General features: G+C 72.5%; 26 protein-coding genes. 16 read left to right on the forward strand and 10 right to left on the reverse strand.

What is annotated here, in order from left to right:
* Nucleotides 1-30 precede the first annotated feature (30 nt).
* Nucleotides 31-3,084, forward strand: coding sequence for a malectin domain-containing carbohydrate-binding protein (locus tag GA0070213_RS11060; protein WP_425412814.1), 3,054 nt, complete (start codon nucleotides 31-33; stop codon nucleotides 3,082-3,084).
* A 70-nt stretch (nucleotides 3,085-3,154) separates the two neighbouring features.
* On the opposite strand, the gene GA0070213_RS11065 is transcribed toward GA0070213_RS11060, so the two are convergent.
* The gene (locus tag GA0070213_RS11065; RefSeq protein WP_091061657.1) at nucleotides 3,155-3,547 is read right to left on the reverse strand and encodes a CBS domain-containing protein; all 393 of its coding nucleotides are present in this window, start codon (nucleotides 3,545-3,547) and stop codon (nucleotides 3,155-3,157) included.
* 112 nt (nucleotides 3,548-3,659) lie between these two features.
* Between GA0070213_RS11065 and GA0070213_RS11070 the strand changes: the two genes are divergently transcribed.
* The 4 genes from GA0070213_RS11070 to GA0070213_RS11085 all read left to right on the forward strand — a co-directional run bounded on the left by GA0070213_RS11070 (nucleotide 3,660) and on the right by GA0070213_RS11085 (nucleotide 6,675).
* A complete protein-coding gene (locus GA0070213_RS11070; protein WP_245716352.1) occupies nucleotides 3,660-4,109 on the forward strand; it encodes an NUDIX domain-containing protein in 450 nt (149 codons plus the stop codon).
* Nucleotides 4,110-4,194: 85 nt separating this feature from the next.
* On the forward strand, nucleotides 4,195-4,926 hold the full coding sequence (locus tag GA0070213_RS11075) for a phosphocholine cytidylyltransferase family protein (protein WP_091061661.1): 732 nt from the start codon (nucleotides 4,195-4,197) through the stop codon (nucleotides 4,924-4,926).
* Nucleotides 4,914-5,981: an iron-containing alcohol dehydrogenase family protein gene (locus GA0070213_RS11080; protein WP_091061663.1), complete on the forward strand. Its 1,068-nt coding sequence runs from the start codon at nucleotides 4,914-4,916 to the stop codon at nucleotides 5,979-5,981. The genes GA0070213_RS11075 and GA0070213_RS11080 overlap by 13 nt, the downstream gene beginning before the upstream one ends.
* Nucleotides 5,956-6,675 carry a CDP-alcohol phosphatidyltransferase family protein gene (locus GA0070213_RS11085; protein WP_091061665.1) on the forward strand — a complete coding sequence of 240 codons (720 nt, stop codon included), beginning with the start codon at nucleotides 5,956-5,958 and terminating at the stop codon, nucleotides 6,673-6,675. The genes GA0070213_RS11080 and GA0070213_RS11085 overlap by 26 nt, the downstream gene beginning before the upstream one ends.
* Before the next feature lie 158 nt (nucleotides 6,676-6,833).
* Here GA0070213_RS11085 and GA0070213_RS11090 read toward each other — a convergent pair whose 3' ends face one another.
* Both GA0070213_RS11090 and GA0070213_RS11095 read right to left on the reverse strand, forming a co-directional pair.
* Entirely contained in the window at nucleotides 6,834-7,652 is an 819-nt protein-coding gene (locus GA0070213_RS11090) for a TrmH family RNA methyltransferase (protein WP_245716353.1), read from the reverse strand.
* 8 nt (nucleotides 7,653-7,660) lie between these two features.
* Nucleotides 7,661-8,470: a phytanoyl-CoA dioxygenase family protein gene (locus tag GA0070213_RS11095; protein ID WP_091061669.1), complete on the reverse strand. Its 810-nt coding sequence runs from the start codon at nucleotides 8,468-8,470 to the stop codon at nucleotides 7,661-7,663.
* 148 nt (nucleotides 8,471-8,618) lie between these two features.
* Here GA0070213_RS11095 and GA0070213_RS11100 point away from each other — a divergent pair, with 148 nt between their 5' ends.
* On the forward strand, nucleotides 8,619-9,113 hold the full coding sequence (locus GA0070213_RS11100) for a GyrI-like domain-containing protein (RefSeq protein WP_245716354.1): 495 nt from the start codon (nucleotides 8,619-8,621) through the stop codon (nucleotides 9,111-9,113).
* Nucleotides 9,114-9,131: 18 nt separating this feature from the next.
* Here GA0070213_RS11100 and GA0070213_RS11105 read toward each other — a convergent pair whose 3' ends face one another.
* The gene (locus GA0070213_RS11105; RefSeq protein WP_091061673.1) at nucleotides 9,132-10,382 is read right to left on the reverse strand and encodes a glycosyltransferase family 4 protein; all 1,251 of its coding nucleotides are present in this window, start codon (nucleotides 10,380-10,382) and stop codon (nucleotides 9,132-9,134) included.
* Between the two features lie 24 nt (nucleotides 10,383-10,406).
* On the opposite strand from GA0070213_RS11105, the gene GA0070213_RS11110 reads away from it, so the two are divergent.
* From GA0070213_RS11110 to GA0070213_RS11130, 5 genes are all read left to right on the forward strand, one after another.
* Entirely contained in the window at nucleotides 10,407-11,267 is an 861-nt protein-coding gene (locus tag GA0070213_RS11110; protein ID WP_091061675.1) for an Fpg/Nei family DNA glycosylase, read from the forward strand.
* A gap of 281 nt (nucleotides 11,268-11,548) precedes the next feature.
* Nucleotides 11,549-13,054 carry a sugar transferase gene (locus GA0070213_RS11115; RefSeq protein WP_091061677.1) on the forward strand — a complete coding sequence of 502 codons (1,506 nt, stop codon included), beginning with the start codon at nucleotides 11,549-11,551 and terminating at the stop codon, nucleotides 13,052-13,054.
* Between the two features lie 10 nt (nucleotides 13,055-13,064).
* Nucleotides 13,065-14,288, forward strand: a complete 1,224-nt coding sequence (locus GA0070213_RS11120) for a sensor histidine kinase (RefSeq protein ID WP_091061679.1) — start codon at nucleotides 13,065-13,067, stop codon at nucleotides 14,286-14,288.
* Nucleotides 14,285-15,052 (forward strand): LytR/AlgR family response regulator transcription factor, encoded by a 768-nt coding sequence (locus tag GA0070213_RS11125; protein ID WP_091061680.1) that lies wholly within the window; start codon nucleotides 14,285-14,287, stop codon nucleotides 15,050-15,052. The genes GA0070213_RS11120 and GA0070213_RS11125 overlap by 4 nt, the downstream gene beginning before the upstream one ends.
* Nucleotides 15,053-15,102: 50 nt before the next feature.
* Nucleotides 15,103-15,765 (forward strand): DUF5701 family protein, encoded by a 663-nt coding sequence (locus tag GA0070213_RS11130; protein ID WP_245716355.1) that lies wholly within the window; start codon nucleotides 15,103-15,105, stop codon nucleotides 15,763-15,765.
* 75 nt (nucleotides 15,766-15,840) lie between these two features.
* Here GA0070213_RS11130 and GA0070213_RS11135 read toward each other — a convergent pair whose 3' ends face one another.
* The 3 genes from GA0070213_RS11135 to GA0070213_RS11145 form a co-directional block, all read right to left on the reverse strand.
* The gene (locus tag GA0070213_RS11135; protein WP_091061684.1) at nucleotides 15,841-17,025 is read right to left on the reverse strand and encodes a WD40/YVTN/BNR-like repeat-containing protein; all 1,185 of its coding nucleotides are present in this window, start codon (nucleotides 17,023-17,025) and stop codon (nucleotides 15,841-15,843) included.
* Nucleotides 17,012-17,533 (reverse strand): RNA polymerase sigma factor, encoded by a 522-nt coding sequence (locus tag GA0070213_RS11140; RefSeq protein WP_217628608.1) that lies wholly within the window; start codon nucleotides 17,531-17,533, stop codon nucleotides 17,012-17,014. Before GA0070213_RS11140 ends, GA0070213_RS11135 begins: the two co-directional genes overlap by 14 nt.
* A 61-nt stretch (nucleotides 17,534-17,594) precedes the next feature.
* On the reverse strand, nucleotides 17,595-18,146 hold the full coding sequence (locus tag GA0070213_RS11145; RefSeq protein WP_175441299.1) for a Uma2 family endonuclease: 552 nt from the start codon (nucleotides 18,144-18,146) through the stop codon (nucleotides 17,595-17,597).
* 169 nt (nucleotides 18,147-18,315) lie between these two features.
* On the opposite strand from GA0070213_RS11145, the gene GA0070213_RS11150 reads away from it, so the two are divergent.
* Nucleotides 18,316-18,771 carry a hypothetical protein gene (locus GA0070213_RS11150; protein ID WP_091061688.1) on the forward strand — a complete coding sequence of 152 codons (456 nt, stop codon included), beginning with the start codon at nucleotides 18,316-18,318 and terminating at the stop codon, nucleotides 18,769-18,771.
* A complete protein-coding gene (locus GA0070213_RS11155; RefSeq protein WP_091061690.1) occupies nucleotides 18,771-20,411 on the forward strand; it encodes a sodium/solute symporter in 1,641 nt (546 codons plus the stop codon). The genes GA0070213_RS11150 and GA0070213_RS11155 overlap by 1 nt, the downstream gene beginning before the upstream one ends.
* Before the next feature lie 51 nt (nucleotides 20,412-20,462).
* Here GA0070213_RS11155 and GA0070213_RS32170 read toward each other — a convergent pair whose 3' ends face one another.
* On the reverse strand, nucleotides 20,463-21,317 hold the full coding sequence (locus GA0070213_RS32170) for a hypothetical protein (protein ID WP_245716374.1): 855 nt from the start codon (nucleotides 21,315-21,317) through the stop codon (nucleotides 20,463-20,465).
* Nucleotides 21,310-21,810 carry a SigE family RNA polymerase sigma factor gene (locus GA0070213_RS11165; RefSeq protein WP_091061692.1) on the reverse strand — a complete coding sequence of 167 codons (501 nt, stop codon included), beginning with the start codon at nucleotides 21,808-21,810 and terminating at the stop codon, nucleotides 21,310-21,312. Before GA0070213_RS11165 ends, GA0070213_RS32170 begins: the two co-directional genes overlap by 8 nt.
* Before the next feature lie 154 nt (nucleotides 21,811-21,964).
* Here GA0070213_RS11165 and GA0070213_RS11170 point away from each other — a divergent pair, with 154 nt between their 5' ends.
* Genes GA0070213_RS11170 through GA0070213_RS11180 form a run of 3 tightly spaced genes read left to right on the forward strand, consistent with a single transcriptional unit; the run spans nucleotide 21,965 to nucleotide 24,896 of the window.
* Nucleotides 21,965-22,729, forward strand: a complete 765-nt coding sequence (locus tag GA0070213_RS11170; RefSeq protein WP_091062367.1) for an ABC transporter ATP-binding protein — start codon at nucleotides 21,965-21,967, stop codon at nucleotides 22,727-22,729.
* Nucleotides 22,714-24,408, forward strand: coding sequence for an ABC transporter permease (locus GA0070213_RS11175; protein WP_091061694.1), 1,695 nt, complete (start codon nucleotides 22,714-22,716; stop codon nucleotides 24,406-24,408). Before GA0070213_RS11170 ends, GA0070213_RS11175 begins: the two co-directional genes overlap by 16 nt.
* Complete coding sequence (locus GA0070213_RS11180) at nucleotides 24,408-24,896, forward strand: SRPBCC family protein (protein WP_091061696.1); 489 nt, start codon at nucleotides 24,408-24,410, stop codon at nucleotides 24,894-24,896. The genes GA0070213_RS11175 and GA0070213_RS11180 overlap by 1 nt, the downstream gene beginning before the upstream one ends.
* An 18-nt stretch (nucleotides 24,897-24,914) precedes the next feature.
* Here the strand turns inward: GA0070213_RS11180 and GA0070213_RS11185 are convergent, their stop codons facing one another.
* On the reverse strand, nucleotides 24,915-25,172 hold the full coding sequence (locus tag GA0070213_RS11185) for a hypothetical protein (RefSeq protein ID WP_091061698.1): 258 nt from the start codon (nucleotides 25,170-25,172) through the stop codon (nucleotides 24,915-24,917).
* Nucleotide 25,173: the final 1 nt, after the last annotated feature.

Raw genomic sequence — 25,173 nt, forward strand, 5'->3', positions numbered from 1 at the left:
GTGCCTTCCACGTTCCTGAGACACCGCTCGGTGTCCGCCTTCGGCGCCGCCGTGCTCGGCATCGCCGCCCTGTTCACCCCGGTCCCGGCCCTCGCCGCACCCGCGGCCACGGTCGCGCCCGACCACAGCACCCTGGTCAGCGAGCTGACCACGGACAAGACGCCGAACATCAACGACGGCAACGTGCTGGCCATCTACGACGCCGGCAGCAAGGTGATCGTCGGCGGCTCGTTCACCAACGCGCAGAACCGCGGCTCGTCGCCCACCCCTGTCGACCGGCGGGCGATCCTCGCCTTCGACAAGGCCACCGGCAAGATCGACAACGCGTTCGTGCCGCTGCTCGACGGCGACGTCAACGCGCTGATCGCCGGGCCCACCCCGGGCACCGTCTACGTCGCCGGCCGGTTCAACAAGGTCGGCGACAAGAGCATGCGCAAGCTCGCGCTGCTCAACGTCGCGGACGGCACGCTTGTCGACGGGTTCAAGAACCCCGCGTTCGACGGCGCGGTCAGCGACGTCCTCCTGGTCGGCGACCACCTGCTGGTGGGTGGCAACTTCACCTCGGCCGCCGGGACCACCCGTAACGGCCTGGTGTCGCTGAACCCGACCACGGGCGCGGTGGACGACTACCTGACCGTGGCGCTCACCGAGCACCACAACTGGACGCCGACCAACGGCGGCGCGTCGGCCGCCGTGGGCACCGAGAAGATGGCCGTCTCCCCGGACGGCAAGCACCTCGTGGTGATCGGCAACTTCAAGAAGGCGGACGGCGCCGTCCACGACCAGATCGTGCGGATCGACCTGGGCGCGAGCTCCGCCACGGTCGCCGACTGGAACACCGACGGCTACGCCGGCGCCTGCAAGTACAGCGCGTTCGACTCGTGGGTGCGCGACGTGCAGTTCTCGCCGGACAGCAAGTACTTCGTCGTGGTGAGCACCGGCGCGTCCTACCCGGGCACGCTCTGCGACTCGGCGGCCCGTTGGGAGACCGACGCCACCGGCGCCGGCCAGAAGCCGACCTGGACCAACTTCAGCGGCGGCGACACCTTCCTCTCCGTCGGCATCAGCGAGAAGGCCATCTACGTCGGCGGCCACTTCCGCTGGTCCAACAACCCGCTGGCCCGCGACAAGGCCGGCCCCGGCGCGGTGCCGCGGGCCAGCATCGCGGCCCTCGACCCGCTGAGCGGCCTGCCGCTGGCCTGGAACCCGGGTCGCCACCCGCGCGGCTACGGCGTCACCGAGATGCTGGTGACCCCGCAGGGCCTCTGGCTCGGCAGCGACCAGGAGTGGATCGGCAACTACGAGTACCAGCGCAAGCGGCTCGCCTTCTTCCCGCTGACCGGCGGCGACGCCCCGCACTCGACGAGCACGAAGGGCCTGCCCGGCGACGTCTACCAGGCCGGTCGGGCGGCGCAGACCGAGGTGCTCTACCGGGTCAACGCGGGTGGCCCGGCCATCCCGGCGACCGACGGCGGCCCGGACTGGGCGGCCGACACCGACGCCACGCCCAGCCCGTACCACAACGGCGGCAACAGCGCGAAGTCGTACCCGACCAACGCGACGTTCGACGCGACCGTGCCGACCAGCACCCCGGCCACCCTGTTCAACACCGAGCGGTGGGACCAGGCGACCGCGCCCGACATGCAGTGGGACATCCCGGTCGCCGCCGGCACCCGGGTGAACGTCCGGATCTACCTGGCCAACCGGTACGCCGGCACCGCCGCCCCGGGCAAGCGGAAGCTCGACGTCAGCATCGACGGCGTGCTCAAGATGAACGACTTCGACCCGGTGGCCGCCGCCGGCGGCACCGACCGCGGCACCATGCAGTCCTTCTCCGTGGTCAGCGACGGCGTGGTCGACATCGACTTCGGCCGGGTCCTGGAGAACCCGCTGGTCCACGGCATCGAGATCGTCAAGACCGCGCCGACGCCGGACGCCTCGGACGTGCTCTACCGGGTCAACGCGGGCGGCGAGGAGCTGGCCGCGCCGAGCGGCCCGGCCTGGGCCGCCGACACCCCGACCGCGCCGAGCGCCCTGCACAACGCCGGCAGCACGGTCAACACGTATCCGACGGAGGCGACGCTCGACGCCACCATCCCGGCCGGCACCCCGGCCACGCTGTTCAGGAGCGAGCGGTGGGACCAGTCGCCCGCGCCGGACATGCAGTGGGACTTCCCGGTTCCGGCCGGCACGCCGGTGCAGGTGCGGCTCTACCTGGCCAACCGGTACTCCGGCACCGCCACCGCGGGCAAGCGCAAGTTCAACGTCAGCATCGACGGCGTGCAGAAGCTGAGCAACTTCGACCCGGTGGCCGCGATCGGCGCCACCAACAAGGGCACCATGCGGGCCTTCGCGGTGACCAGCGACGGCAACGTCGACGTCGACTTCGGTCGGGTCCTGGAGAACCCGCTGGTGCAGGGCATCGAGATCGTCAAGCTGCCGCCGGTGCCGCCGGCCACCACGGTCGACAGCATCACCAAGCGGTCGTACGACGGCGCGACCGGCGTCGGCACCGCGATGTCGGTGCCCAACCCGGACGACACCCGCTGGTCGGAGGTCAAGGGCGCGTTCTGGGTCGGGGGTGACCTGTTCTACGGCGTCGGCGGCGACCTCTACAAGCGCTCGTTCGACGGCACCGAGTTCGGCACCGCCAAGAAGGTGGACCCGTACCACGACGCGAAGTGGGACAAGGTCGTCACCGGGTCCGCGCCGGAGGGTTCGACCTACGCGGGCATGACGGTGAACTTCTCCGCCGAGCTGCCCAACGTGACCGCGATGTTCTACAAGAGCGGCAAGGTCTACTACACGCTGGCCGGCCAGAGCGCGCTGTTCTGGCGCGGGTTCGCGCCGGACACCGGCACCGTCGGCGCCGAGCGTGCCACCGTCGCCGGCACCACCGGCTTCGCCGACGCGGCCGGCCTGTTCCTCGACGGCGACAAGCTCTACGTCGTCTCCCGGAGCACCGGCAACCTGTCCTCGATGGACTGGTCGGACGGCGCGCCCACCGGCTCCGCCACGCTGCGCAGCGGCCCCGGCGTGGACGACGTGGACTGGCGCGGCACCGCGGTCTTCGTCGGCCCCTGACCGGGCGGACACGACCGAGAAACACCGCACGACGATGGCCCGGCCGGTATCGGCCGGGCCATCGCCCGTCTCAGGCCCGGGTCGGGGCGTGCTCCCGCGCCCAGACCCGCATCAGGTCCCGTACCGAGATGACCCCGGCCACCTCCCGGCCGTCGAGCACCACCAGGTGACGGAACCCGCCGCGGGCCATCGCCGCGGCCGCCTCCTCCACCGTCCAGTCCGGGCCGGCGTAGACGACGTCCCAGGTCAGGTGGGCGCCGGTGCGTTCGGCGTCCGGGTCGAGCCCGGCGCCGATCGCCTTCAACACGTCGCGCTCGGTCATGATCCCGACCCCCTCGGAGTCCGGGTCGATCACGACCGCCGACCCGACACCGCGGGCCGACATCATCCGGGCCGCCTGGCGGAGCGTGTGCTCCGGGCCGACCACGAGTACCTCACTGGACATCGCTTCCCGAACCTGCATCACACATCACTCCTGTGGGACGGCGACTGGTTACGGACATGGTGGGCCATCGATGCGTACCGGGACAAGAACGGGCATCGCCGCGCGCGGCGCGGATGGCTACTGTCGGAGGGTGTCCACCGAGCCCCTCCGCTGTGCCGGCGCGCTGATCGTCGACGACGACGGCCGCATCTTCGTCCAGCGTCGCTCCCCCGAGCGGCGGCTCTTCCCCCACTGCTGGGACATCGCCGGCGGCCACCTCGAGCCGGGTGAGGAGATCGACGACGCGCTGCGCCGGGAGGTCGCCGAGGAGACCGGCTGGAGCGTCTCGCACGTGCTCGGCCTGGTCGGCGAATACCGCTACACCGGCGACGACGGGCTGGAGCGGGTGGAGACCGACTTCCTGGTCCGGGTGGACGGCGACCTGAGCCGCCCCCGGCTGGCACCGGCCGAGCACACCGAGTTCCGCTGGCTGGCCGAGCGGGACGTGGCCCTGCTCGACGAGCACCGGGACGTGAACGACGGGCTGATCCGGCGGATCGTGGCGGACGGCTTCGCGGCGCTGCGGTCGATCGGGCTGTAGGGCGATCACGGGCTGAGCCGCGGCCGCCGAGTCGCCGACGATATCCTCGCCTCGTGGAATCGGTCGAGAAGAGGAGCGTGTCGGCATGATCGGGATGGTGCTCGCCGCGGGTGCGGGGCGCCGGCTGCGGCCGTACACGGACACCCTGCCCAAGGCCCTGGTGCCGGTCGACGGGGAGATCACCATCCTCGACATCGCGCTGCGCAACCTCGCCGAGGTGGGGCTGACCGAGGTGGTGATCGTGGTCGGCTACGCGGCCGACGCGGTCCGGCAGCGCCAGGCCGAGCTGGCGCAGAAGTACGGCGTCACGATCACCCTGGTCGACAACGACAAGGCCGAGGAGTGGAACAACGCCTACTCGCTCTGGCTGGCCCGGGAGCACTTCGCCAAGGGCGTACTCCTGGTCAACGGCGACACGGTGCACCCGGTGAGCGTGGAGAAGACCCTGCTGGCCGAGCGCGGGCCGGGCATCCTGCTGGCGGTCGACACGCTCAAGCCGCTGGCCGAGGAGGAGATGAAGACCACCTTCGACGCCGCCGGCCAGCTCACCCGGATCACCAAGCTGATGGACCCGGGCGAGGCGTACGGCGAGTACATCGGCGCGACGCTGATCGAGCCGCAGGTGGCCGACGCGCTCGCCGACGCGCTGGAGGCGACCTGGCGACGCGACCCGAACCTCTACTACGAGGACGGCTACCAGGAGTTCGCCGACCGCGGTGGCGAGGTGCGGGCGGCGCCGATCGGTGACGTCTCCTGGGTCGAGGTCGACAACCACGAGGACCTGGCCCGGGCGCGGGAGATCGCGTGCCGCTACTAGCCCGTAGCGTCCTCACCCCGCTGCACATCGACGTGCGGCGGGGCGCGGTGGCCGACCTGGCGGCGATCCTCTCCGACGGCCGGATCTCGGCCGGCGGCGACGTCGCGGTGGTGGTCGGGCCGGGGCAGGGCGAGAAGATCGCCGAACTGCTCCGGCCGTCGCTGCGGTCGGCGGACGTGTTCACGGTTTCCGGCGGCACCCTGGACGCGGCCGACGAACTGGGTGGCAAGCTGCGCGCCCGGTCGTACGACGCGGTGGTCGGCATCGGCGGCGGCAAGACCATCGACGTGGCGAAGTACGCGGCCACCCGGCGCGGGCTGCCGATGGTCTCGGTGGCGACCGCGCTGGCCAACGACGGCATCGCGTCACCGGTGGCGAGCCTGATCACCGAGGGTCTGAAGGGCTCCTACGGCGTTCACATCCCGATCGCGGTGATCGTCGACCTGGACTTCGTGGAGGCCGGGCCGGAGCGGCACAACCGCGCCGGCATCGGCGACGTGGTCAGCAACATCAGCGCACTGGCCGACTGGGAGCTGGCCCGGCAGGTGCGCGGTGAGCCGGTCGACGGGCTGGCCGCGTCGTTGGCCCGGGCCGGCGCCGAGGCGGTGCTCAACCATCCCGGCGACATGACCGACGACGCGTTCGTCACGGTGCTGGCCGACGCGCTGATCTCCAGCGGCCTGGCGATGGCGGTCTGCGGCACGAGCCGTCCGTCCAGCGGCGGCTGCCACGAGATCATGCACGCGGTCGACGCGCTCTTCCCCGGCACGGCCTCGCACGGCGAGCTGGCCGGGCTCGGCGCGTTGTTCTGCACGTTCCTGCGCGGCGACGAGCGTCGGTTCGTCGAGATGTCGGCCTGCCTGGCCCGGCACGGGCTGCCCCGGCTGCCCGCCGAGGTGGGGCTGACCGACGACCGGTTCGTCGAGGCGGTGCAGTTCGCGCCGGCCACCCGGCCGGACCGCTACACCATCCTCGAACACCTGGCGATGTCGGCTACCGAGACCCGGGAGCGGCTGGCAGACTACGCCGGTGCCCTCCGCGACCACCTTGGCTGAGCCCCGTCCCACCGTCGCCGACTTCCACCGGGTCAACCGGGGCGGCGGCCTGTTCAGCGAGTCGATCAGTCAGTGGATCGGGGCGGCGTTCGCGCTCGTCGCCGAGCGCCTGGGGCTGCGCCCGACCGCGTTGACGCTGGCCAACCTGGTGCTGGGGCTGGCCGCCTCGGTCACCGTGGTCGCGCTCGCCGACGAGGTGGCCGCCGGCACCGTCGGAGCCTGGGTGGTCGGGCTGGTCGCGCTGGTCGGCTGGCAGTTGGCGTACGCGTTGGACTGCGCCGACGGGCAGCTCGCCCGGGTGACCGGGCAGGGCAGCGCGGCGGGCGCCCGGATCGATGTGCTCTGCGACGTGGCCGCCCAGATCGCGCTGGTGGCCGCTCTGTCCGCCACGGCCGTGGCGCAGCGCCCGTCGACGCCGGTCTGGCTGGTGGCGGTGTTCGCCGGCACCTGGATGGTCAACCTGGTGACGTCCGTGATGCAGGCCGGCCCGAACGCGGCGAGCATGGTCACCTCGACGTCGTTCCCGGTCCGGCTGGTGAAGCTGGTCCGCGACTACGGCGCGGTGATCTTCGTGGCCGGGCTGGTGCTGGTGTTCGCGCCGGCGCTGGCGTTCTGGGTGGTGGTGGCGTTCACGGTCGTGAACGGCGGGTTCCTGCTCGCGAGCATCGCCTTCTCCGCGCGCGCTGCGCTGTAAGGCGGGGCCCCCGCTTAACGCATTCTGCATAGGCGGGTCCCCTTCTTAACAACGCGGGCGGCCCGAGCGGCGCGGCGCGGGGCTGCTGAGAATGGCACCATGGCGGCGGTACCTCGCCGCCGCCATCGGGTGGGCCGAGCATGACGGCCCACCGGTGTTCAGTGCGCTGCCGGCGACCGAGCGTTGCGCTGGCGCGCCGATTCGTAGAGCACGACGGTGGCGGCGGCCGCCGCGTTCAGGGAGCTGGCGGTCCCGGTCATCGGGACCCGGACGAGCTGGTCGCAGGCCTGACGCCAGCCGACGCTGAGACCGGTGGTCTCGTTGCCGATCAGGGTCAGCGTGGGTTGCGTGAAGTCGTACTCGGCGACATCCAGCGCGCCGTGCTCATCGGCGCCCACGACGCCGACGCCGACGCCGCCGGCGCGCACGTCGGCGACCCAGGACAGCACGGCCTGAGGTGCGGGTGCCCGGACCACGGGCAGCGCGAACAGTGAGCCGGTGCTGGCCCGCACCGCCTTCGGGTCGTACACATCGGCGGCATGGCCGGTGACGATGACGCCGGACGCGCCGAGGGCGTCCGCGGACCGGATGAGCGTCCCGATGTTGCCGGGGCTCGTGGGCCGGTCGAACACGACGGTGTTCATGGTCGGCCCGACCGGGATGCGGGACAGGTCGTCCTCCCGCATCGCCACCACGGCCAGCAACTCCGGAACCGTGTCCGCCTTGCCGCCCAGCTCGTGCATCAGATCATGGGAGACCGCGAACCTCTCGGCCCGGACGGTGTCCAGGGTCTCGCGTGCCCAGCCGGAGAGCGGGACGTCGGCGTCGTGGAGCAGCTCCCGGACCTGCCAGCCGTGTTCGACGGCCATGACGATCGGGCGTACGCCCTGGACGAGGAACTCGCCGCGACGCTGCCGCTTGGTCCGATTGCGGAGCAGGGCCTCCCACTGCTGGAATCGCGCATTGCGGCCACTCACCCGCGCCCTCACCGTCGTCCCCGCGCCCCTCGTACCTCAGGAACGGGGGTGTCCCGCCCCAGTCCTCGGCGAATGGCGATCTCCACCGGCGAGTACGCACCGTCGGTCCGTTCCAGTTCGTACGGCGTGGCTGGCATCAGCGGAGGCTGGGCCATGAAACGTGGTCTCGTCCCGTGGTGCGGTTGCGCCGCGTGCACCAGGAACGGATGGCACAGGAAGACATCGCCCGGCGACCCGGTGGCCAGGGCGAGTGACCGGTGGTCGGAGGCCGCCACCAGCTCGGGCGCGAGGTCCAGCCCACTCGCCCCGTCCTCCCCGTACCTCGCAAGCACCTTCGGCACGTCGAGGTGTGAGCCGACCCGGATCCGGGTCGGGGATTCCTCCGCACCGACCTCGCTGAACAGGAACAGCATCAGCAGCGCCCGGCCACGGGAGCGGACATTGGTGAAGTACCAGCTCGCACCGTCCGGGAGGTAGCTGCCCTCGATGTGCCAGCCCGCGTCGTCCGGCTCGTCCCCGTGCGGGAAACGCAACGGGAACGTGCCCAGCGAGTAACGCGGCTCCCAGCGACCCTCGCCGACGAGCAGGTCGTACGCGTGATGGAGGAACGGAGAGTTGGGTGCGGCGGCGAACGGCCCCTGCGCCATGCCGGGCACCCAGTGCACGGGCTGCGTCCAGGTGGCTGGGTCGTCCGGGTCGCAGCCGGTCTCCCGCCACAGCAGCCGCGCGCAGTCCGCTGCCACGCGCGGTGCGACGGCGCCCGCCAACTTCACGAAGCCGTCGCGAAGGAACCGGGATACCAGTGTCGTGTCGTCCATGCCCCCATCGTGTGGCGGCACCGATCCCGATCACCCGACACTTCCCGCCCCGCTCATGTCGGGTGTGCCGCACCAGCGACGGCCACGATACGGAGGCCCGGTCGCACCGCAGCTCAGCTTCCGCCCAACCGTCGAAGGGAGCAGACACATGGAGACCCGTATCGTCGACCGTCCCGCGTTCCGGCTCGTGGGGCACGCTGCCCGGGTTCCCCTGATCCACCGAGGCGTCAACCCGCACATTCAGCAGCACGTCGCCGCGTTGCCGGCAGAGGAGCACCTGCGCTTGAAGGCACTCGGCGACACCGAGCCGGGCGGCCTGCTCGCGGTCTGCGACGACCTCGACCCGGACTACGACGAGGGCAGCGAGCTGACCTACCTGCACGGGGTCGCCGTGTCCCCGGGCACGCCCGTCCCGGGCGACCTCCACGTCATCGAGGTCCCGGCGGGCCGCTGGCTGGTCATCCGGGCCGTGGGGCCGTATCCGCAGACCCTGCAGAGGACCTGGGCCACGGCCGCGGCCGAATGGTTCCCCTTCAACCCGTGGTGCCTGCGGCCGGGCCCGGAGATCGTCGCCCTGCCGGAGCCGAAGGACGGCCTCGGCACCGCGACCTGCGAGGTCTGGCTGCCCGTCGAGCCGGCGTAGCGACCGGGTGGCATCCGGTCAGGTGAGGGAGGCGTACACGTCGATCAGGCGCTTGGTGATCACGTCGGGGTGGAAGGTGCGCTCGTAGCGGGTGCGGGCCGGAGCGGCGAGCGCGTGCGCCTCCGCGGAGGCCAGCGGCAGCGCTGCGGCCAGCGCGTCGACCTCGGGCGCCACCACCCAGCCGGCCTCGCCGCGCTGCACGCCGGTCGGCAGCGGAACGCGACCGTCGCCGGGTGCGGCGGTCGCCACCTCGGCCGGACCGGTGCCGGCGGGTTCGCGGGGGGAGTCGGCGCCGACCAGGTACGGGATCCCGCCCAGCGCGGTGCCGAGCACCGGCCGGCCGGCAGCCAGCGCCTCGATGATCACGGTGGGCAGCACGTCGTGCCAGGTCGACGTGGCCAGCACCACGGCGCTGTCGGCCAGCGCCGCGCGTACCCCCGGGCGGTCGAGCTGGCCCAGGTAGAGCACGTCCGGCCGCTCGGCGGCGGCCGCCTCGGCCAGCGGTCGCAGCTCGCCGTCACCGGCGATCCGCAGCGGGCCGAGCGCGCCCACCGGGTGCCGCCGCCACGCCGAGAGCAGCAGGTCCAGCCCCTTCTCCGGGCTGAGCCGGCCCATGAAGAGGAAGCCGTTGCCCGGCGGCACGGGGGTGCCCGGGTCCGGCACCGCGTTCGGCTTGACCACGATCCGGTCGGCCGGGATGCCGTAGTCGCGCAGATGGTCGGCGACCGCCGTGGTCAGCGCGATGTAGCGGTCCACCGACTTCCAGGTCGGGCGGTGCACGGCGAGCGTGGTGGCCATCAACGCGCTCTGCGCCCGGGAGTCGCGGTAGCACCGATGCACGATCGCCGGTACGCCCAGCTTCCGACCGCGGCAGTCCTGGCAGATCACGCCGTCGCGGAAGTAGAGGCCGGAGGAGCAGACCTGCCGGTAGTTGTGCACCGTCTGCACCACCGGCACGCCACGCCGGTGCGCGGTCCGCACCACCCAGGGCGAGAGCAACGGGTACGGGTTGTGCAGGTGCAACGCGTCCGGCCGGTGCTCGACGAGCAGTCGGTCGAGGTCGTGCTGGGCCTTCGGGGCCCAGATCGGCGAGATCGGCAGCAGCGCCTTGGCCGGCTTCGACATCGAGGGGATCTCGTCGGAGCTGCGCAAGAACGGCAGCACCTCCACGCCCGCCGCGGTGAGCTGCTCGATCTCCGCGTCGACGATGGTGTTCTCGCCGGAGGGCTGAGCTTCCCGATACCGGTTGTGCGCCACCACGATTCTCACGGGAAAGAAGGCTACCGTTGTCCCGTGCCTGAACTACCGGAGGTGGAAGCGCTCGCCGGTTACCTGCGTGAGCGGGCGGTCGGCCGGCGGGTCGAGCGGTTCGAGGTGGCCTCGATCAACGCGCTGAAGACGTACGATCCGCCGCCCAGCGCGGTGGCCGGCCGCCCGGTCACCGGCGCGGACCGGTACGGAAAGTTCCTGGACGTCCGGTTCGGCGACGATCTGCACCTGGTGGTGCATCTGGCCCGCGCGGGCTGGCTGCACTACCGGGAGGCGTTCCCGTCCGTGACCCCGCTGCGGCCGGGCAAGGGCCCGATCGCGGTGCGGATCCGCCTCGACGACGGTTCCGGCTTCGACCTGACCGAGGCCGGTACGCAGAAGAAGCTGGCCGCCTACCTGGTCACCGATCCGGCCCAGGTGCCCGGCGTGGCGAAGCTGGGCCCGGACGCGTTGGCGGCCGACCTGCCCACGTTCGCCGAGCGGCTGCGCAGCCGCCGGGGCCAGGTCAAGGGCGTGCTGACCGACCAGGCGGTGCTCGCCGGCGTGGGCAACGCGTACTCGGACGAGATCCTGCATGCCGCGCGGCTCTCCCCGTTCGCGATCACCGACCGGCTGACCGACGAGCAACTCGCCGGGTTGCACGCGGCGACCCGGACGGTGCTCGGCGACGCGGTCCGACGGTCGATGGGGCAGCGGGCGGCGGAGCTGAAGGGTGAGAAGCGCTCGGGGCTCAAGGTGCACGCCCGGAAGGGCCTGCCGTGCCCGGTCTGTGGCGACACGGTGCGGGAGGTGTCGTTCGCCGACTCGAGTCTCCAGTACTGCCCCACCTGTCAGACCGGGGGCAAGCCGCTGGCTGACCGAAGGTTGTCCCGACTCGTACGGTGAGTAACCGCACCGGCCGATTACTGAGCGGAATCATCCGGGGATCGCGGAAGGTCCCACTCCGTGGCTCTACCCGAGGCGTCATCCATCGGTATAGTGGCTCGGTCCCCGGCTTCACAACTGACTAGGAGCCGGCCAGATCTCACCCGAGCACGTGGGAGACTGGAACGGTGAGCGACCCGGGTCCTCACGGCGAGTGAGGGCACGGGTCATGCGGGAGGACATGGGTTGAGGTGACGACAAGCCTCCAGCGCCCGGTAACCGACACAGGCCGGAGCAAGAGCGTGCGGCACGTCGACAGCTTTGAGATCCAGCCGCCGACACCGCCGTCCCACAACGGCGTGCCCCGGTCGGGGTGGGCCCGTGCCCGGCGCCGGGTCTCCCGCTGGCACCGTCCCTACATCGCGATCCTGCTGCTGCTCGACTTCGGCTCGGCGGCCCTGGCCAGCTTCCTCGCCGTGCAGATCTTCGAGCAGGCGGACTCCGGCTTCAAGAACTCCCCGCAGGTGTGGTTCTACACGGTCGCGTTCCTGCTGCTGCCGCTCGGCTGGGTGCTCATCCTGTGGGGCAACCGGGCGTACGACCGGCGTTACCTGGGTCTCGGGCCGGACGAGTACAAGCGGGTGATCCGCTCCGGCGTGGCGGTCGCCGCCACCGTCTCGTTCCTGGCCTTCGCCACGGTGACGTCGCTGTCCCGGTGGACGGTCGGCTTCGCGTTGCTCGGCGCCCTGCTGCTGATCCTGCTCGGCCGGATGATCGCGCGCGGCAGCCTGCACGCGCTGCGCCGCCGGGTGGGGCAGGCCGGGCACCGGATGGTGCTCGTCGGCACGCTCCCGGAGTGCCTGGAGGTCTACACCACTGTCACCCGCAACCCGGGCGTCGGGCTGGTGCCGGTCGCCATCCACCTCACCGACGGGTACGCCGCCGCCCGCGGTCTGGAGACCCCGGTGCCGGTGTACGCGGGCCGCGACGTGCTGGCCCTGGTCCGCGAGGTCGGCGGGGACACCATCGCGGTGTGCGGTTCGGCCAGCGCCGAGCCGGGCGAGCTGCGGCGGCTGGCCTGGCAGTTGGAGGGCTCCGGCGTCGACCTGGTGGTCGCGCCGCAGCTCACCGACATCGCCGGCCCCCGGGTGCACATCCGCCCGATCGAGGGCCTGCCGCTGCTGCACGTCGAGGAGCCGACGCTCTCCGGCCCGGCGCTGCTGCTCAAGAGCCTGCTGGACCGGGTCGCGTCCGGGTTGGGTCTGCTGCTGCTCTCGCCGCTGTTCCTGGCCGTCGCGCTCGCCATCCGGATCTCCGACCCCGGCCCGGTGTTCTTCCGCCAGCCCCGGGTCGGGCACGAGGGGCGCACCTTCCGGGTCTGGAAGTTCCGCACCATGTACGTGGACGCCGAGGAGCGGCTCGCCGGCCTGGTCGACCAGAACGAGACCGACGGCATGCTGTTCAAGATGAAGCAGGATCCCCGGGTCTTCCCGGTGGGTCGCTTCCTGCGGGCGTCGTCGCTGGACGAGCTGCCCCAGCTGATCAACGTGCTCTGGGGCGAGATGTCGCTGGTCGGCCCGCGCCCGCTGCCCGCCGACGACGGCGACTTCCTGGGCGACGTCCGGCGCCGGCTGCTGGTGCGTCCGGGCATGACCGGGCTGTGGCAGGTGTCCGGTCGCTCCGACCTGTCCTGGGACGAGGCGGTCCGGCTCGACCTCTACTACGTCGACAACTGGTCGCTGGCGTACGACCTGAGCATCCTGTGGCGGACTGTCGGGGTGGTGTTGGCGCGCAAGGGCGCGTACTAGCGTTCTGCGGGTGGGTGCCAACCTCTCGGCGGTCTTCGCCGTCGTCTCGCTGGTCACGGCGTTGGCCGCGGCGCTCTGGGCGGTGCTTCGGCTGCGGGCCCGCCGGGGCATCGCCACCGCGACGCAGCGGGCCACGTACGAGGTACTGCACACCGCCGGCCTGGCCGCCGAGCCGCTGCGGGCCGGCCTGAGCGCGGCGGACGCGGCGAAGGCCGTACGCCATCTGCGGGCGTTGGTGGGCGCGGCCGGGCTGGCGCTGACGGACCGGGACGTGCTGCTCGCCATCGACGGCGGCGGCGCGCACCACGGCGACCAGCTGGTCGCGGCGGCCCGGCGGGTGGTCGACAGCGGGCGCTCCACCGTGCTGCACGAGTCGGAACTGCACTGCGACCTGGTCGACTGCCCGGTGCGCGGCGCGGTGGTGGCGCCGCTGAGCGCGGACGGCCGGGTGGTCGGCGCGCTGGTGGCGGTGGCCGACGAGCGGCCGGCGCCGGGGCTGGTGCAGGCGACGCTGGAGACCGCGCACTGGGCGGGCGACCAGCTCGCCCTGGCCGAGCTGGACTCGTCGCGGGAGCGGTTGGCCCGGGCCGAGGTGCGCGCGCTGCGCGCGCAGATCAGCCCGCACTTCATCTACAACGCGCTCACCGCGATCGGTTCGTTCGTGCGCACCGACCCGGAGCGCGCCCGCGAGCTGATCCTGGAGTTCGCCGAGTTCACCCGCTACTCGTTCCGGGCGCACGGCGAGTTCACCACGCTGGCCGAGGAGCTGCGGTCGATCGACCGCTACCTGACCATCGAGCGGGCCCGGTTCGGCGAGCGACTCCAGGTGCGCCTCCAGATCGCCCCGGAGGTGCTGCCGGTGACGCTGCCGTTCCTCTGCCTCCAGCCGTTGGTCGAGAACGCGGTCCGGCACGGCTTGTCCCGCAAGCCGGGCACCGGCATGGTGAGCATCGAGGCCCGGGACGCGGGCGCCGAGTGTCACATCATGGTGGAGGACGACGGAGTGGGGATGGATCCGACCACGCTGACCGCGGGCATCGCGGAGGTGTCCGGCGTCGGCAGCGACCCGACCGACGACCCGGGGCAGCACGTCGGCCTCTCCAACGTCGACGAGCGGCTGCGGTCGGCGTTCGGGGACCGGTTCGGCCTGGTCGTCGAGACCGGCCTGGGCTCGGGTACGAAGGTCAGCATGCGGGTGCCCAAGTTCCATCCCGGCGTCCGGGTCTCCTCATGACGGTGACCGGCACCGGTTTCCTCCGGGTGCTGGCGGTGGACGACGAGCCGCCGGCCCTCGACGAGTTGGCCTACCACCTGCGGGCCGATCCCCGGGTGGCCCGGCTGCACACGGCCGGCGACGCGACCGAGGCGCTGCGGGTGCTCCGCGACGACGACGTGGACGTGGTCTTCCTCGACATCCGGATGCCCGGGCTGGACGGCATGGAGCTGGCCCGGGTGCTGCGCCGGTTCGCCCGGCCGCCGGCGATCGTGTTCGTCACCGCGTACGACGACGGCGCGGTGGACGCGTTCGACCTGGGCGCCACGGACTACGTGCGCAAGCCGGTACGCGCCGAGCGGCTGGCCGAGTCGCTGCGCCGGGTGACGGGTTCGCGGGTGGTGCCCTCGCATCCGGCGGCGCTGGCCCGGGCGGAGGAGGATCCGACCATCCCGATCGAGCTGGCCGGCACCACCCGGATGCTGCCGCGCTCGGCGGTGCGGTGGGTGGAGGCGCAGGGTGACTACGCCCGGCTGCACACCGCGGAGGGGTCGCACCTGGTCCGGGTCTCGCTGGCCACGCTCGCCGAGCGGTGGGCGGACGCCGGGTTCGTCCGGGTCCACCGCTCCTACCTGGTGCAGTTGCGGCTCATCGCGGAGCTGCGGCTGGTCAACTCCGGTTACGTGGTGGTGATCGACGGGACCGAGCTGCCGGTGAGTCGCCGGCACACCCGGGAGTTGAAGGACAAGCTGGTGCGGGCCGCCAAGCAGGACTGGAGCCGCTGACTCTCTGGCGTACAATGTACGGGAGTCCGTACGACAGGGTGGAGGACCGCATGTCCGACGACCAGTTCGACGCCGCCGCCGAATTCGACCGCCAGCTCGACCGCCTGGTCACGCTCGGCTACCCCGCGCTCGCCGGGTTGCCCGAGGCGGCGTTCCGCGCCCGCCTCGCCCCGCTGCGCGGCGCGGCCGTCACCGGGGCCGCCGGCCTGGCCGCGCCCACCGACCGGCGGGTGCCGTTCCTGCTGGCGACCACGCGGGAGCTGGTGCCGGTCGGAGAGCGGATCGCGCTCACCACGCTGGCCGGCAAGCGCAAGCCCGGCGTCCTCGACCGCAACTTCCCCGCCGCCGACCTGCCCACCTTCCACCCGATCAAGGAGCTGGAGGTGCCCGCCGGGCCGGCATACCTGCTGTTCGACGTGGACCGCGGCGAGGAGTACCGCAACCAGCCGCCGTCGGCCGCGCTGGAGGACATGACCGCGCGGGACCGGCTGCCGATCACCATCGACGAGGGCCTGGCCTTCGTCACGCTGCACCCGCCGGCGCTGGCCAGCAACAGGTGCTTCTCGCTGGTCGGCTCCCGCTGCGGCGACCGGCGGGTGCCCGCGCTCTGGATCAGCCAGGGCGCGCCGAAGCTCGGCTGGTGCTGGTTCGGCAACCCGCACACCTGGCTCGGCTCGGCCACCGCGCACCCGGTCCGGGTCGGCCTCGACTGAATCAGCGCGTCCACGTCACCCACGACGTCACGATGAGGGCCGTCCCGCCGAGCGGCCCTCATCGTGTCTCCCCGGTCAGGCGGAGGCCAGGAAGAACCGTGACCAGGTGCGCCCGTCCCGCGTCAGGAACAGATGCTCGGCCTCCCCGCCCGGGCCGCCCGGATCGAAGACCCAGGCGTAACCCGGCGTGACGCTCACCGACGCGACCGGCATGCCGCCTTCGCGCACCACCGTGAAGCTCCGCCCGTCGTCGTGGCTGGCCAGCACCTCGGTAGTGCGGTCGGACTCCGGCCCGGTCTGCGTGACGATCAACAGGGACCCGTCCGCACCCACCGTCAGGTCGCCCTGAATTCCCCCGGGCAGCCCGGCCATGGTGACCGACCACGTCGCACCTCCGTCCGAGGTCCGTTCCAGCGACGCCTCGCCGTCCGGGTCCTCCACGAGCTGGTAGCCCTCGCGATTGTTGATCCCCACCAGCGCCATCAGCCTCCGGCCCGTCGCCGGTTTCCAGGTCGTCCAGGTCGCGCCCCGGTCGGCGCTGCGGGCCCCCACCGTGCCTCGGCCGGGGCCGTAGGTGGTCCAGATGCTGCCGTCGGAGGCGGGATAGAGGCTGGCGAGTCGGAGCGGCGTCGGTGGCGTGCCGCTGAGGCGGTAGGCGATTCCCGTCGCCGGGTCCACGGCCAGCGGTTCGTCGACGGCCGGGCAGACGAACTGGCAGTGCACCGGCCGGGTGTTCGCCGGAAACGTGCGTACCGGGATGATCGCCTCGTCCGCGTCCTGCCAGGTACGGCCGTAGTCGGTGGAGAGGCGGCGCAGCCCGTCCCGGACCAGATAGGTGCCGTCGGCGAGCACCGTGTACTCCAGGCTGGACCCGGGCTGGCAGTCGTCCGCCTCGTACCGGGCGTCGTCCCAGTCGGACCAGGTCCGCCCCCCGTCGGTGGTCCGGGCGAAGCGGAGCACACACGGCTCGACGCGTACGTCGACACCCGACCGGGGGCCGGTCAGCGTGAAGTCGCCCGCCACGCCCGGCAGCAATCGACCGGCGGACGGCCCGGGTCGACTCGGCGACCCGAGCCACTCGGGCTGGGCCGCCGCCGGCACGACGGCCGCCGCCACCAGCACGGCCAGTGCGGTCGCTCCCAGCGCAGCCGACCGACGCCGGCGGGACCGCGCCGCCACACGCAGCTCGTGCAGCGGTGGTTGTCGAACGGCGTCGGCGACATTGTCGACCTCGAAGCCGGAGAACTCACGATCGGGCATCGATCCTCCCTTGGCTGGTGCTGGCGGTGACGTCGGGCTCGGTGAGCAGCGCGGCGAGAGCCTGCCGCCCACGGGAGAGGCGGGACTTCACGGTGCCGGCGGAGACGCCGAGGGTCGCCGCTATCTCGTCCACCGGAAGATCGACCAGGTAGTGCAGGCCCAGCGCCGTTCGCTGCGCCTGGGGCAGTTCCCGCATGGCGGCCAGCAGGGCCAGGTGTTCCGGTGACCGGTCGGCGACCACGGGCGGTGGACCGATCCGGAGCAGCAGTCGGTCGAGCACACGACGACGCCGGTGCCGGCTACGGGCGACGTTCACCGCCACCCGCCGGAGCCACGCCTCCGGGTTGTCCAGCCGGGCGAACCGGCCGGGCGCGACCAACGCCTTGGTGAACGCCTCCTGGACCGCTTCCTGGGCCTCGCTCAGGTCGCCGGTCACCGCATAGAGCTGCACCACGAGCCGGCGGAACGAGCCGGCGTAGAGGTCAGCGATCAGATCCCCGTCGGACACCCTCACCCCCTTTCTCCACCTGTCCCACTCAGAGGTCGGGAGAAAGGTTCCGGGGCGCGCTTCAGAAGATGTCGGCGACCGGCAGGACGAGCGTGAACGGGGTGTCGGTGCGGTAGGTGTCGGCGGCGGAGAGGACCGCCGACTCTCGGTAGCCGGCGCCGGCGTGCTCCAGCACGGTCACGGTCTGCTTGCGCGGCTCCACGAGCCAGTAACGCGGGATGCCGGCCACGCCGTATTCGTGGCGCTTGAGCACCAGGTCCCGGCCGGCGTTGCCGGGCGAGACGACCTCGACCACGAGCAGCACGTCGGCCGGGGCGAGTGCCGGGCCGCCCCGTTCCAGGGCGTCCTCGTGAGCGACGAAGAGGTCGGGCACGAAGTAGGACGAGCGCTTCGCGCTGACCCCGACGTCCTGCCCCACGAACAGGCCGGGCGGGGCCTGCCGGTCGAGGAGCCGGCGGAGGCGGTTGGCGATCGCCCCGTGCCGGACGTCCGCGTGTGGGGACACGAGCAGGCTCCCGTCGAAGATCTCGTAGTCCTGGCCGTCCTCGGGGAGGTCCTGGAGGTCGTCGACCGTCCAGGCGTCACCGCTGCCGGGCCGTGCCGGGCTGGTCACTGTCACACCTCCTCTCTACCGGCTCACCCTGACATCCGGTCCGGTCGTCCACAACGACTCCACGCTCATCCACCGAGTTGTCCACAGGCGTGGGATGTTATCCACAGGTTGTGCACAGCCGTTCCGCGCTGCGCTTGACATTCACGCCGAGCAGGCGAGACTGCCGGGGATGACCGCGGCGGAGGAAAAGCCCCCGGCGGGACGGCCCGCCGAGGCGGCCTCCGTCCCCGGCCCCCGCGCGCCACAGCCGGTCCGCGCGCCGCAGCGGACCCGGATCGTGCTGGCCGAGGTCTCCCGCACCGGCAACCGGGCCGACCGCACCCGGTCCGAGCTGGCCCAGCAGACCCGGGTCGGCGAGACGCTGGTGCAGGGCCTGATGCGCGCCCAGCTCTCGCTCGCCCTGCGGCTGAGCCTGCTGGTGCTGATCGGGTTGGGCGGGCTGCCCTGGCTGTTCGCCATCGCGCCCTCGGTCGGCCGGGTCACCGTGCTCGGGGTCAACCTGCCGTGGCTGTTGCTCGGCGTGGCCGCCTTCCCCTTCCTGATCGTGGTCGGCTGGGCGTACGTGCGGCTGGCGGAACGCAACGAGCAGGACTTCGTCGACCTGGTCCAGCGGCCGGAGCGCTGATGGGCAACGGCTACGTGGTCCCGGCGATCGTCGCGGTCACCCTGGTCACCGTCGGCATCGGCTTCTACGGGCTGCGGCTGGCCCGCACCACCTCCGACTTCCTGGTCGCGTCCCGCTCGGTCAGCCCGACCTGGAACGCGGCCGCTATCGGCGGGGAATACCTGTCGGCGGCGAGCTTCCTCGGCGTGGCCGGGCTGATCCTCAAGTACGGCGTCGACGTGCTCTGGTACCCGGTCGGCTTCGCCGCCGGCTACCTGGCGCTGCTGCTGTTCGTGGCCGCGCCGCTGCGCCGCTCCGGCGCGTTCACCCTGCCCGACTTCTGCGAGGTGCGGCTCGGCTCGCGCCGGCTGCGCACGCTCGCCACCGTCTTCGTGATCTTCATCGGCTGGCTCTACCTGGTGCCGCAGTTGCAGGGCGCCGGGCTGACGCTGGCCACGCTGACCGGCTCGCCCTACCCGGTCGGGGCGCTGCTGGTGGCCGTGGTGGTGACCGCGAACGTGGCGCTGGGCGGCATGCGGGCGATCACGTTCGTGCAGGCCTTCCAATACTGGCTCAAGCTCACCGCGCTCGCCGTACCCGCGATCTTCCTGGCGCTGCAGTGGCAGGCCGACGCCCGCCCGGCGGTGACGCCGCCCGACGGGCCGGCGTTCCGGACCGCCACCACCGTGGTGGTCGAGCACCGCGCGACGCTCACCCTGCCCGACGGTGACATCCGGGAGGTACGCCCCGGCGACCGTCTCGACTTCGCCGCCGGCGACCCGGTGCCGGAGGTGTCCGGCGCGGCGATCGGCGCCACCGAGTGGCTGCTGCCGGACACCGCGGGCGACGACGACCGCAGCCTGTTCGCGACATACTCGCTGATCCTGGCCACGTTCCTGGGCACCATGGGGTTGCCGCACGTGCTGGTGCGCTTCTACACCAACCCGGACGGGGCCGCCGCCCGGCGCACCACGCTTGTGGTGCTGGCCCTGGTCGGCGTCTTCTACCTGCTGCCCACGATCTACGGCGTGCTGGGTCGGATCTACACACCGCAGCTGCTGGTCACCGGCCAGACCGACGCGGTGGTGGTGCTGCTGCCCGGCGCGGCGCTCGGCGGCGGCGTCACCGGCCAACTGCTCGCCGCGCTGGTCGCCGCGGGGGCGTTCGCCGCCTTCCTCTCCACCTCGTCCGGGCTGCTCACCAGCGTGGCCGGGGTGATCTCCACGGATGTGCTGGGCCGCGGCTCGGTACGCGGTTTCCGGCTCGCCACGGTGATCGCCGGCGCGGTGCCGGCGGTGCTCGCGTTGAACGTCAGCGGGCTGGACGTCTCGCAGGTGGTGGGGCTGGCGTTCGCGGTCGCCGCGTCGAGTTTCTGCCCGCTGCTGGTGCTCGGCATCTGGTGGCGCGGCCTGACCGACCTGGGTGCCGCCGCCGGGGTGCTGGTCGGCGGCGGCGCGGCGATCGGCGCGGTGCTGCTCACGGTGCTCGGTCCGCCGCTGACCGGCTGGCCGGCGACGCTCACCACCCAGCCGGCCGCGTGGACGGTGCCGCTGGCGTTCACCGTGATGGTGGTGGTCTCGATGGCCAGCCGGCGACGCCTGCCCCGCGACGTCGGCACCACGATGCTCCGCCTGCACACCCCGGAGTCGCTGCGCCTGTAAGGAGGGGCCCCCGCTTAACGCATTCGGTATAGGCGGGGCCCCCTCTTAACGTCAGCAGGCGTCGGTGCCGGCGCAGAGCCGGCTCGCCACCGACTTCGCGGTCCCGCGGGCCTCCGCCGGTGTGGTCTGGTGGTCGAGTCGCATCTGGGCCACCAGATCGCCCTGCCGCACGAAGATCCACCGGCTCGGCACTCCGCCGATCTCGCTGCCCACCAGCACCGCGTCGGCGCCGCCCAGCGACTCCGCCATGATCGACAACGAGTCGCCGGGCTGGACGGGCTCACATCCGGTGACCAACTGGCGGACCCGCTGCATGACGGTGGTGGCGGAGGTCCCGGAATGTCTGGTGACCCGCTCGACCAGATAGTCGCTGGGCGAGTCGAACTGCACGGAACGGCTGGCCACCTGCCGGACGGCGAGTGACGGGGACTCGTTCGCGCAGTGCTGGGTCACGTATTCGAGCGACCAGTCGCCCTCCACCTGCGTCGTCATCTCGAACCCGCGGGGCAGGTCGGCGAGTTGCAGCATCGCGGCGGCGGGCACGGCCCGGCTCTGCGGACGGGCGGACGGGCTCTCGCTGGTGGCAGGCGGGCCGGCGGGCGCGGTCCGACTCGGGCCTGGGTCCGTGCTCGGTGTCGGCGCGGCCGATCCGGAAGGGGAGGGCGTGGGCCCCGGCGTGGTGGCGTCGACGGTCGCCGGGGGCACCGGCGGTGGCGCGGCGTCCGGGTGGCGGCCCAGCGCCACCATGCCCGACGCGACGACGCCGACCGCGACCGCGGCGGTCAGGGCGGCGGCGACCCGGGTACGCCGAGTGCGTTGCCGGCCGCGACTGCGTACCTGCTCGGTGGGCGCCCAGATGAGGTGCTCGGTGTCCCGGTAGAGATCCGAGAAGATCGGGTCAGGCATGGCGGACCTCCTCCGGAAGGGTCACGTCGAGCAGGGTGGCGAGGGCCCGACGGCCCCGGGCGAGGCGGGCCTTGACGGTGCCGCTGGGCGTGCCGAGCTGCGCGGCGATCTCGGCGACCGACAGGTCGGCCAGGTGGTGCAGGACGATGGCCTGCCGTTGCTCGGCGGGAAGCCGGCGCAATGCGGCGATCAGCGCGACGGTGTTCTCCGACGGTGGACCGACGGCCGGTGGTGGCCCGTGCCGCCGGTACGCGACCACACTGTTGCGTACCTTCCGCCAGCGGTTGACCAGGAGGCGATGCCCCACGGTGCGCACCCAGGCCTCCGGGTCGTCGTACGCGCCGACCTTCGACCAGCGTTGCCAGGCCCGCACGTACGCCTCCTGGGCCGCGTCCTGGGCCTCGGTCAGGTCACCGCCCAGCGCGTAGAGCACGGTGACCACCCGCTGCCTGCTGCTCCGGTAGAACTCCTCGAACCCACTGTCCGGATCCATCTCTCTCCCCGTTTGCCGTCCCTGCGCCTGACACCCCCCGGCGGAGTCCCCGGTTGCACGACGGTCGGTGATCCGACGCCGTACCCCTCAGGTATGACGGAAGATCGTCCTCGGGCCGGAGTGAGCGTTGGCCGGCGCGGGCTACCGTCGGACCATGACCGATCAGCACCCGGCCCTGCACCTTCGTGGCCTGGCCAAGCGTTTCGACACCAAGGTCGCGGTGGCGGGCGTCGACCTGGCCGTGCCGACCGGCTCGTTCTACGGCCTGCTCGGCCCGAACGGGGCCGGCAAGACCACGACCCTCTCCATGGCCGTCGGCCTGCTGCGGCCCGACGCGGGCGAGGCCCGGGTGCTCGGGTACGACGTCTGGGCCGATCCGGTACGCGCGAAGAGCCTGCTCGGCGTGATGCCGGACGGGGTACGCCTCTTCGACCGGCTGAGCGGGGCGGAACTGCTGGCGTACCACGGTCTGCTGCGCGGCATGGACCCGGCGGTGGTCGACCAGCGGGCGGCGGAACTGCTCGACGTGCTGGCGCTCACCGACGCGGGCCGGACCCTGGTGGTCGACTACTCGGCCGGCATGAAGAAGAAGATCGGTCTGGCCTGCGCTCTGCTGCACGGCCCGCGCCTGCTGGTGCTCGACGAGCCGTTCGAGGCGGTCGACCCGGTCTCGGCGGCGCTGATCCGCGACATCCTGCACCGCTACGTGACCGGCGGCGGCACTGTCGTCTTCTCCAGCCACGTGATGGAGGTGGTCGAGCGGCTCTGCTCGCACGTGGCGATCCTGGCCGACGGCACGATCAAGCGGGTGGGCACGTTGACCGAGGTGCGCGGCGACCGGTCGCTGGAGGACGTGTTCGTCGAGGTCGTCGGCGGCCGGACCGCGACCGGCGAGGAGCTGTCGTGGCTGTCCCGGTGAGCGCCGACGAGCGGCCGGCACGGGCCGTCTCGGCCCGCCACTTCGTCCGGCTGAAGCTGCGGGTGCTCGGCAACAACTTCCGCGGCCAGGCGTGGCGGATCGCGCTGTTCGTGGTGGGCGTGCTGTTCGCGCTCTGGTTCGCCGCGGGTGGCTTCCTGCTGCTGGCCGCTCCGGGCATGACCGACGAGCCCCGGTACGCGCTGATGACCGCCGCGTTCGGCGGTGGCGTGCTGACCCTCGGTTGGCTGCTGCTGCCGCTGGTCTTCTTCGGCGTGGACGAGACGCTGGACCCGGCCCGGTTCGCGCTGCTGCCGCTCTCCCGCCGCACCCTGGTCACCGGCCTGTTCGCCGCCGCCCTGGTGAGCGTCCCGGCGGTGGCCGTGATGCTGGCGGTGACCGGGCTGGTGGTCACCGCCGCCGCGCTGGGCGGGTGGTCGGCCGCGCTGGTCGGCGCCGTCGGGGTGGTCGTCGGGGTGCTGGTCTGCGTGGCCGGGGCCCGCGCGGTGACCAGCGCGTTCGCCACCATGCTGCGGTCCCGCCGGGTACGCGACCTGGCCGCCGTGCTGCTCGCCGTGCTGGCGGCCCTGCTCGGGCCGTTGCAGTTACTGGTGCTCGGCGCGGTGCGGAACGCCGACTGGGACCGGCTGACCGGGGTGGCCCGGGTGGTCGGCTGGACGCCGTTCGGCGCGCCCTGGACGGCCGGCGTCGACATGGCGCAGGGCCGGGCCGGCGCGGCGGTGGTGAAGCTGCTGATCAGCGTCGCCACGCTCGGCGTACTCCTGTTCTGGTGGTCCCGGTCGCTGGAGTCGGCGATGGTCGGCGCGGTGAGCGCCGGGCCGGCGAAGGCCCCGCGCGGCGCGCTCGGCGGCGCGATCGCGCAGCTCTTCCCCCGCGCGGTCGGCTGGGCCCGGCGGGACCGGTTCGGTGCGCTGGTGGCGCGCGAGTGCCGCTACTGGTGGCGGGACGCCCGGCGGCGGGCCAACCTGATCACGGTCGCGGTCATCGGCGTGTTCGTGCCGGTGATGGTCAACCTGGGTGGCGTCTCGTTCAGCACCGAGGCCGGTACGTCGTTCGGCGACTCCGCCGCCGACCCGTCCCCGGTGCTGGTCAGCATCTCGATGGTCTTCGTCGGGGTGCTCGCCTCGTTGACGCTGGCCAACCAGTTCGGCTTCGACGGCAGCGCGTACGCGGCCAACGTGGTCGCCGGCGTGCCCGGGCGGGTGGAGCTACGCGCCCGGATGGCGGCGTTCTCGCTCTACGTGGTGCCGATCCTCCTGGTGATCTCGGTCGTGGTGGCGGTGGTGCTCGGGCGACCCGGATGGCTCGGGGTGATGGCCGGCGGGCTGTTCGCCGCGTACGGCTGCGGGCTGGCCATCAACGTGTTCATCTCGGTGCTCGGCGCCTACTCGCTGCCGGAGACGAGCAACCCGTTCGCCATGAACACCGGCGCGGGCGTCGCGAAGAGCCTGCTCACCCTGCTCTCCATGATCACCTCGGCGGTGGCGGCCGTGCCGTTCGTGGTGGCCGCGGCCCTGCTCGGCGACGTCTGGCTCTGGCTGGCGCTGCCGGTCGGCCTGGCCTACGGGGCGGGCGCGGCGCTGCTCGGCGCGTACCTGGCCGGGGACACGCTGGACCGCCGGCAGCCGGAGCTGCTGGCCGCGGTCACCCCGAGACGCTGATGCCGGTCGTCGAGGCGGTCGTCACCGTCGGCGTTCCGCCGGAGGTGGCCTTCGCCGTCTCGCAGACCGTCGCCCCGGTGCGCTACCGGTGGGACCCGTTCGTCCGCGAGCAGCACTTTCTCGACGGCGCGGCCCACCCGGGTCGGGGTGTGCGCACCTTCACCCGCTCGCGGCACGGCCTGGTGATGGTCAGCGAGTACGTCTCCTGGTCGCCGCCGACGAACGTGGGCATGAAGATGGTCCGCGGGCCGTGGTTCTTCGAGCGGTTCGGCGGCGGGTGGCGCTTCGCGCCCGGCCCGGAGCCGGGCACCACGGTGGCGACCTGGCGCTACAACTTCCGGTGCCGTCCGGCGTTCCTGCGGCCGGTGGCCGAACGGATCGGCGGGTGGCTGCTCGGGCGGGACATCCGCCGCCGGATCGCCGGGTACGCGGCCGGCTGCGCCGACCCGGAGGTGCTGGCCGCCGCCCGTCGCTCGCTGCCCGGTTGATCGGGCCCGCTCGGCCCGTTACGCGGTGCGGCGCATCGCGGCGTAGACGTGGTGACCCTCGCCAACGCTCAGCACGTTCACCAGCTCCCAGCCGTAGTTGGACAGGTGCTCGACGGCCTCCATCAGCGGCGGGAAGCCGCTGCTGCCCCACTTGTGCCGCGCGATGACCATCAGGTGCCGGTGCGGGTAGGCGCGCAGGTCGACCTGACCGCCGAGGACCGCGTCGGCGGTGATGACGCGCTCCTGGGCGAGCTTCTGCGGAGATACGAGAGCCATG

Origin of the sequence: Micromonospora humi (genome assembly GCF_900090105.1) — a bacterium.
Taxonomy (GTDB): domain Bacteria; phylum Actinomycetota; class Actinomycetes; order Mycobacteriales; family Micromonosporaceae; genus Micromonospora; species Micromonospora humi.

Bases quoted from the DNA above. Each gene is read 5' to 3' on its own strand.
- GA0070213_RS11065 (WP_091061657.1), bottom strand. From the start codon at position 3,547: ATGCAGGTTCGGGAAGCGATGTCCAGTGAGGTACTCGTGGTCGGCCCG.
- GA0070213_RS11075 (WP_091061661.1), top strand. From the start codon at position 4,195: ATGATCGGGATGGTGCTCGCCGCGGGTGCGGGGCGCCGGCTGCGGCCG.
- GA0070213_RS11095 (WP_091061669.1), bottom strand. From the start codon at position 8,470: ATGGACGACACGACACTGGTATCCCGGTTCCTTCGCGACGGCTTCGTG.
- GA0070213_RS11100 (WP_245716354.1), top strand. From the start codon at position 8,619: ATGGAGACCCGTATCGTCGACCGTCCCGCGTTCCGGCTCGTGGGGCAC.
- GA0070213_RS11125 (WP_091061680.1), top strand. From the start codon at position 14,285: ATGACGGTGACCGGCACCGGTTTCCTCCGGGTGCTGGCGGTGGACGAC.
- GA0070213_RS11130 (WP_245716355.1), top strand. From the start codon at position 15,103: ATGTCCGACGACCAGTTCGACGCCGCCGCCGAATTCGACCGCCAGCTC.
- GA0070213_RS11135 (WP_091061684.1), bottom strand. From the start codon at position 17,025: ATGCCCGATCGTGAGTTCTCCGGCTTCGAGGTCGACAATGTCGCCGAC.
- GA0070213_RS11150 (WP_091061688.1), top strand. From the start codon at position 18,316: ATGACCGCGGCGGAGGAAAAGCCCCCGGCGGGACGGCCCGCCGAGGCG.
- GA0070213_RS11155 (WP_091061690.1), top strand. From the start codon at position 18,771: ATGGGCAACGGCTACGTGGTCCCGGCGATCGTCGCGGTCACCCTGGTC.
- GA0070213_RS32170 (WP_245716374.1), bottom strand. From the start codon at position 21,317: ATGCCTGACCCGATCTTCTCGGATCTCTACCGGGACACCGAGCACCTC.
- GA0070213_RS11165 (WP_091061692.1), bottom strand. From the start codon at position 21,810: ATGGATCCGGACAGTGGGTTCGAGGAGTTCTACCGGAGCAGCAGGCAG.
- GA0070213_RS11170 (WP_091062367.1), top strand. From the start codon at position 21,965: ATGACCGATCAGCACCCGGCCCTGCACCTTCGTGGCCTGGCCAAGCGT.
- GA0070213_RS11180 (WP_091061696.1), top strand. From the start codon at position 24,408: ATGCCGGTCGTCGAGGCGGTCGTCACCGTCGGCGTTCCGCCGGAGGTG.
- GA0070213_RS11185 (WP_091061698.1), bottom strand. From the start codon at position 25,172: ATGGCTCTCGTATCTCCGCAGAAGCTCGCCCAGGAGCGCGTCATCACC.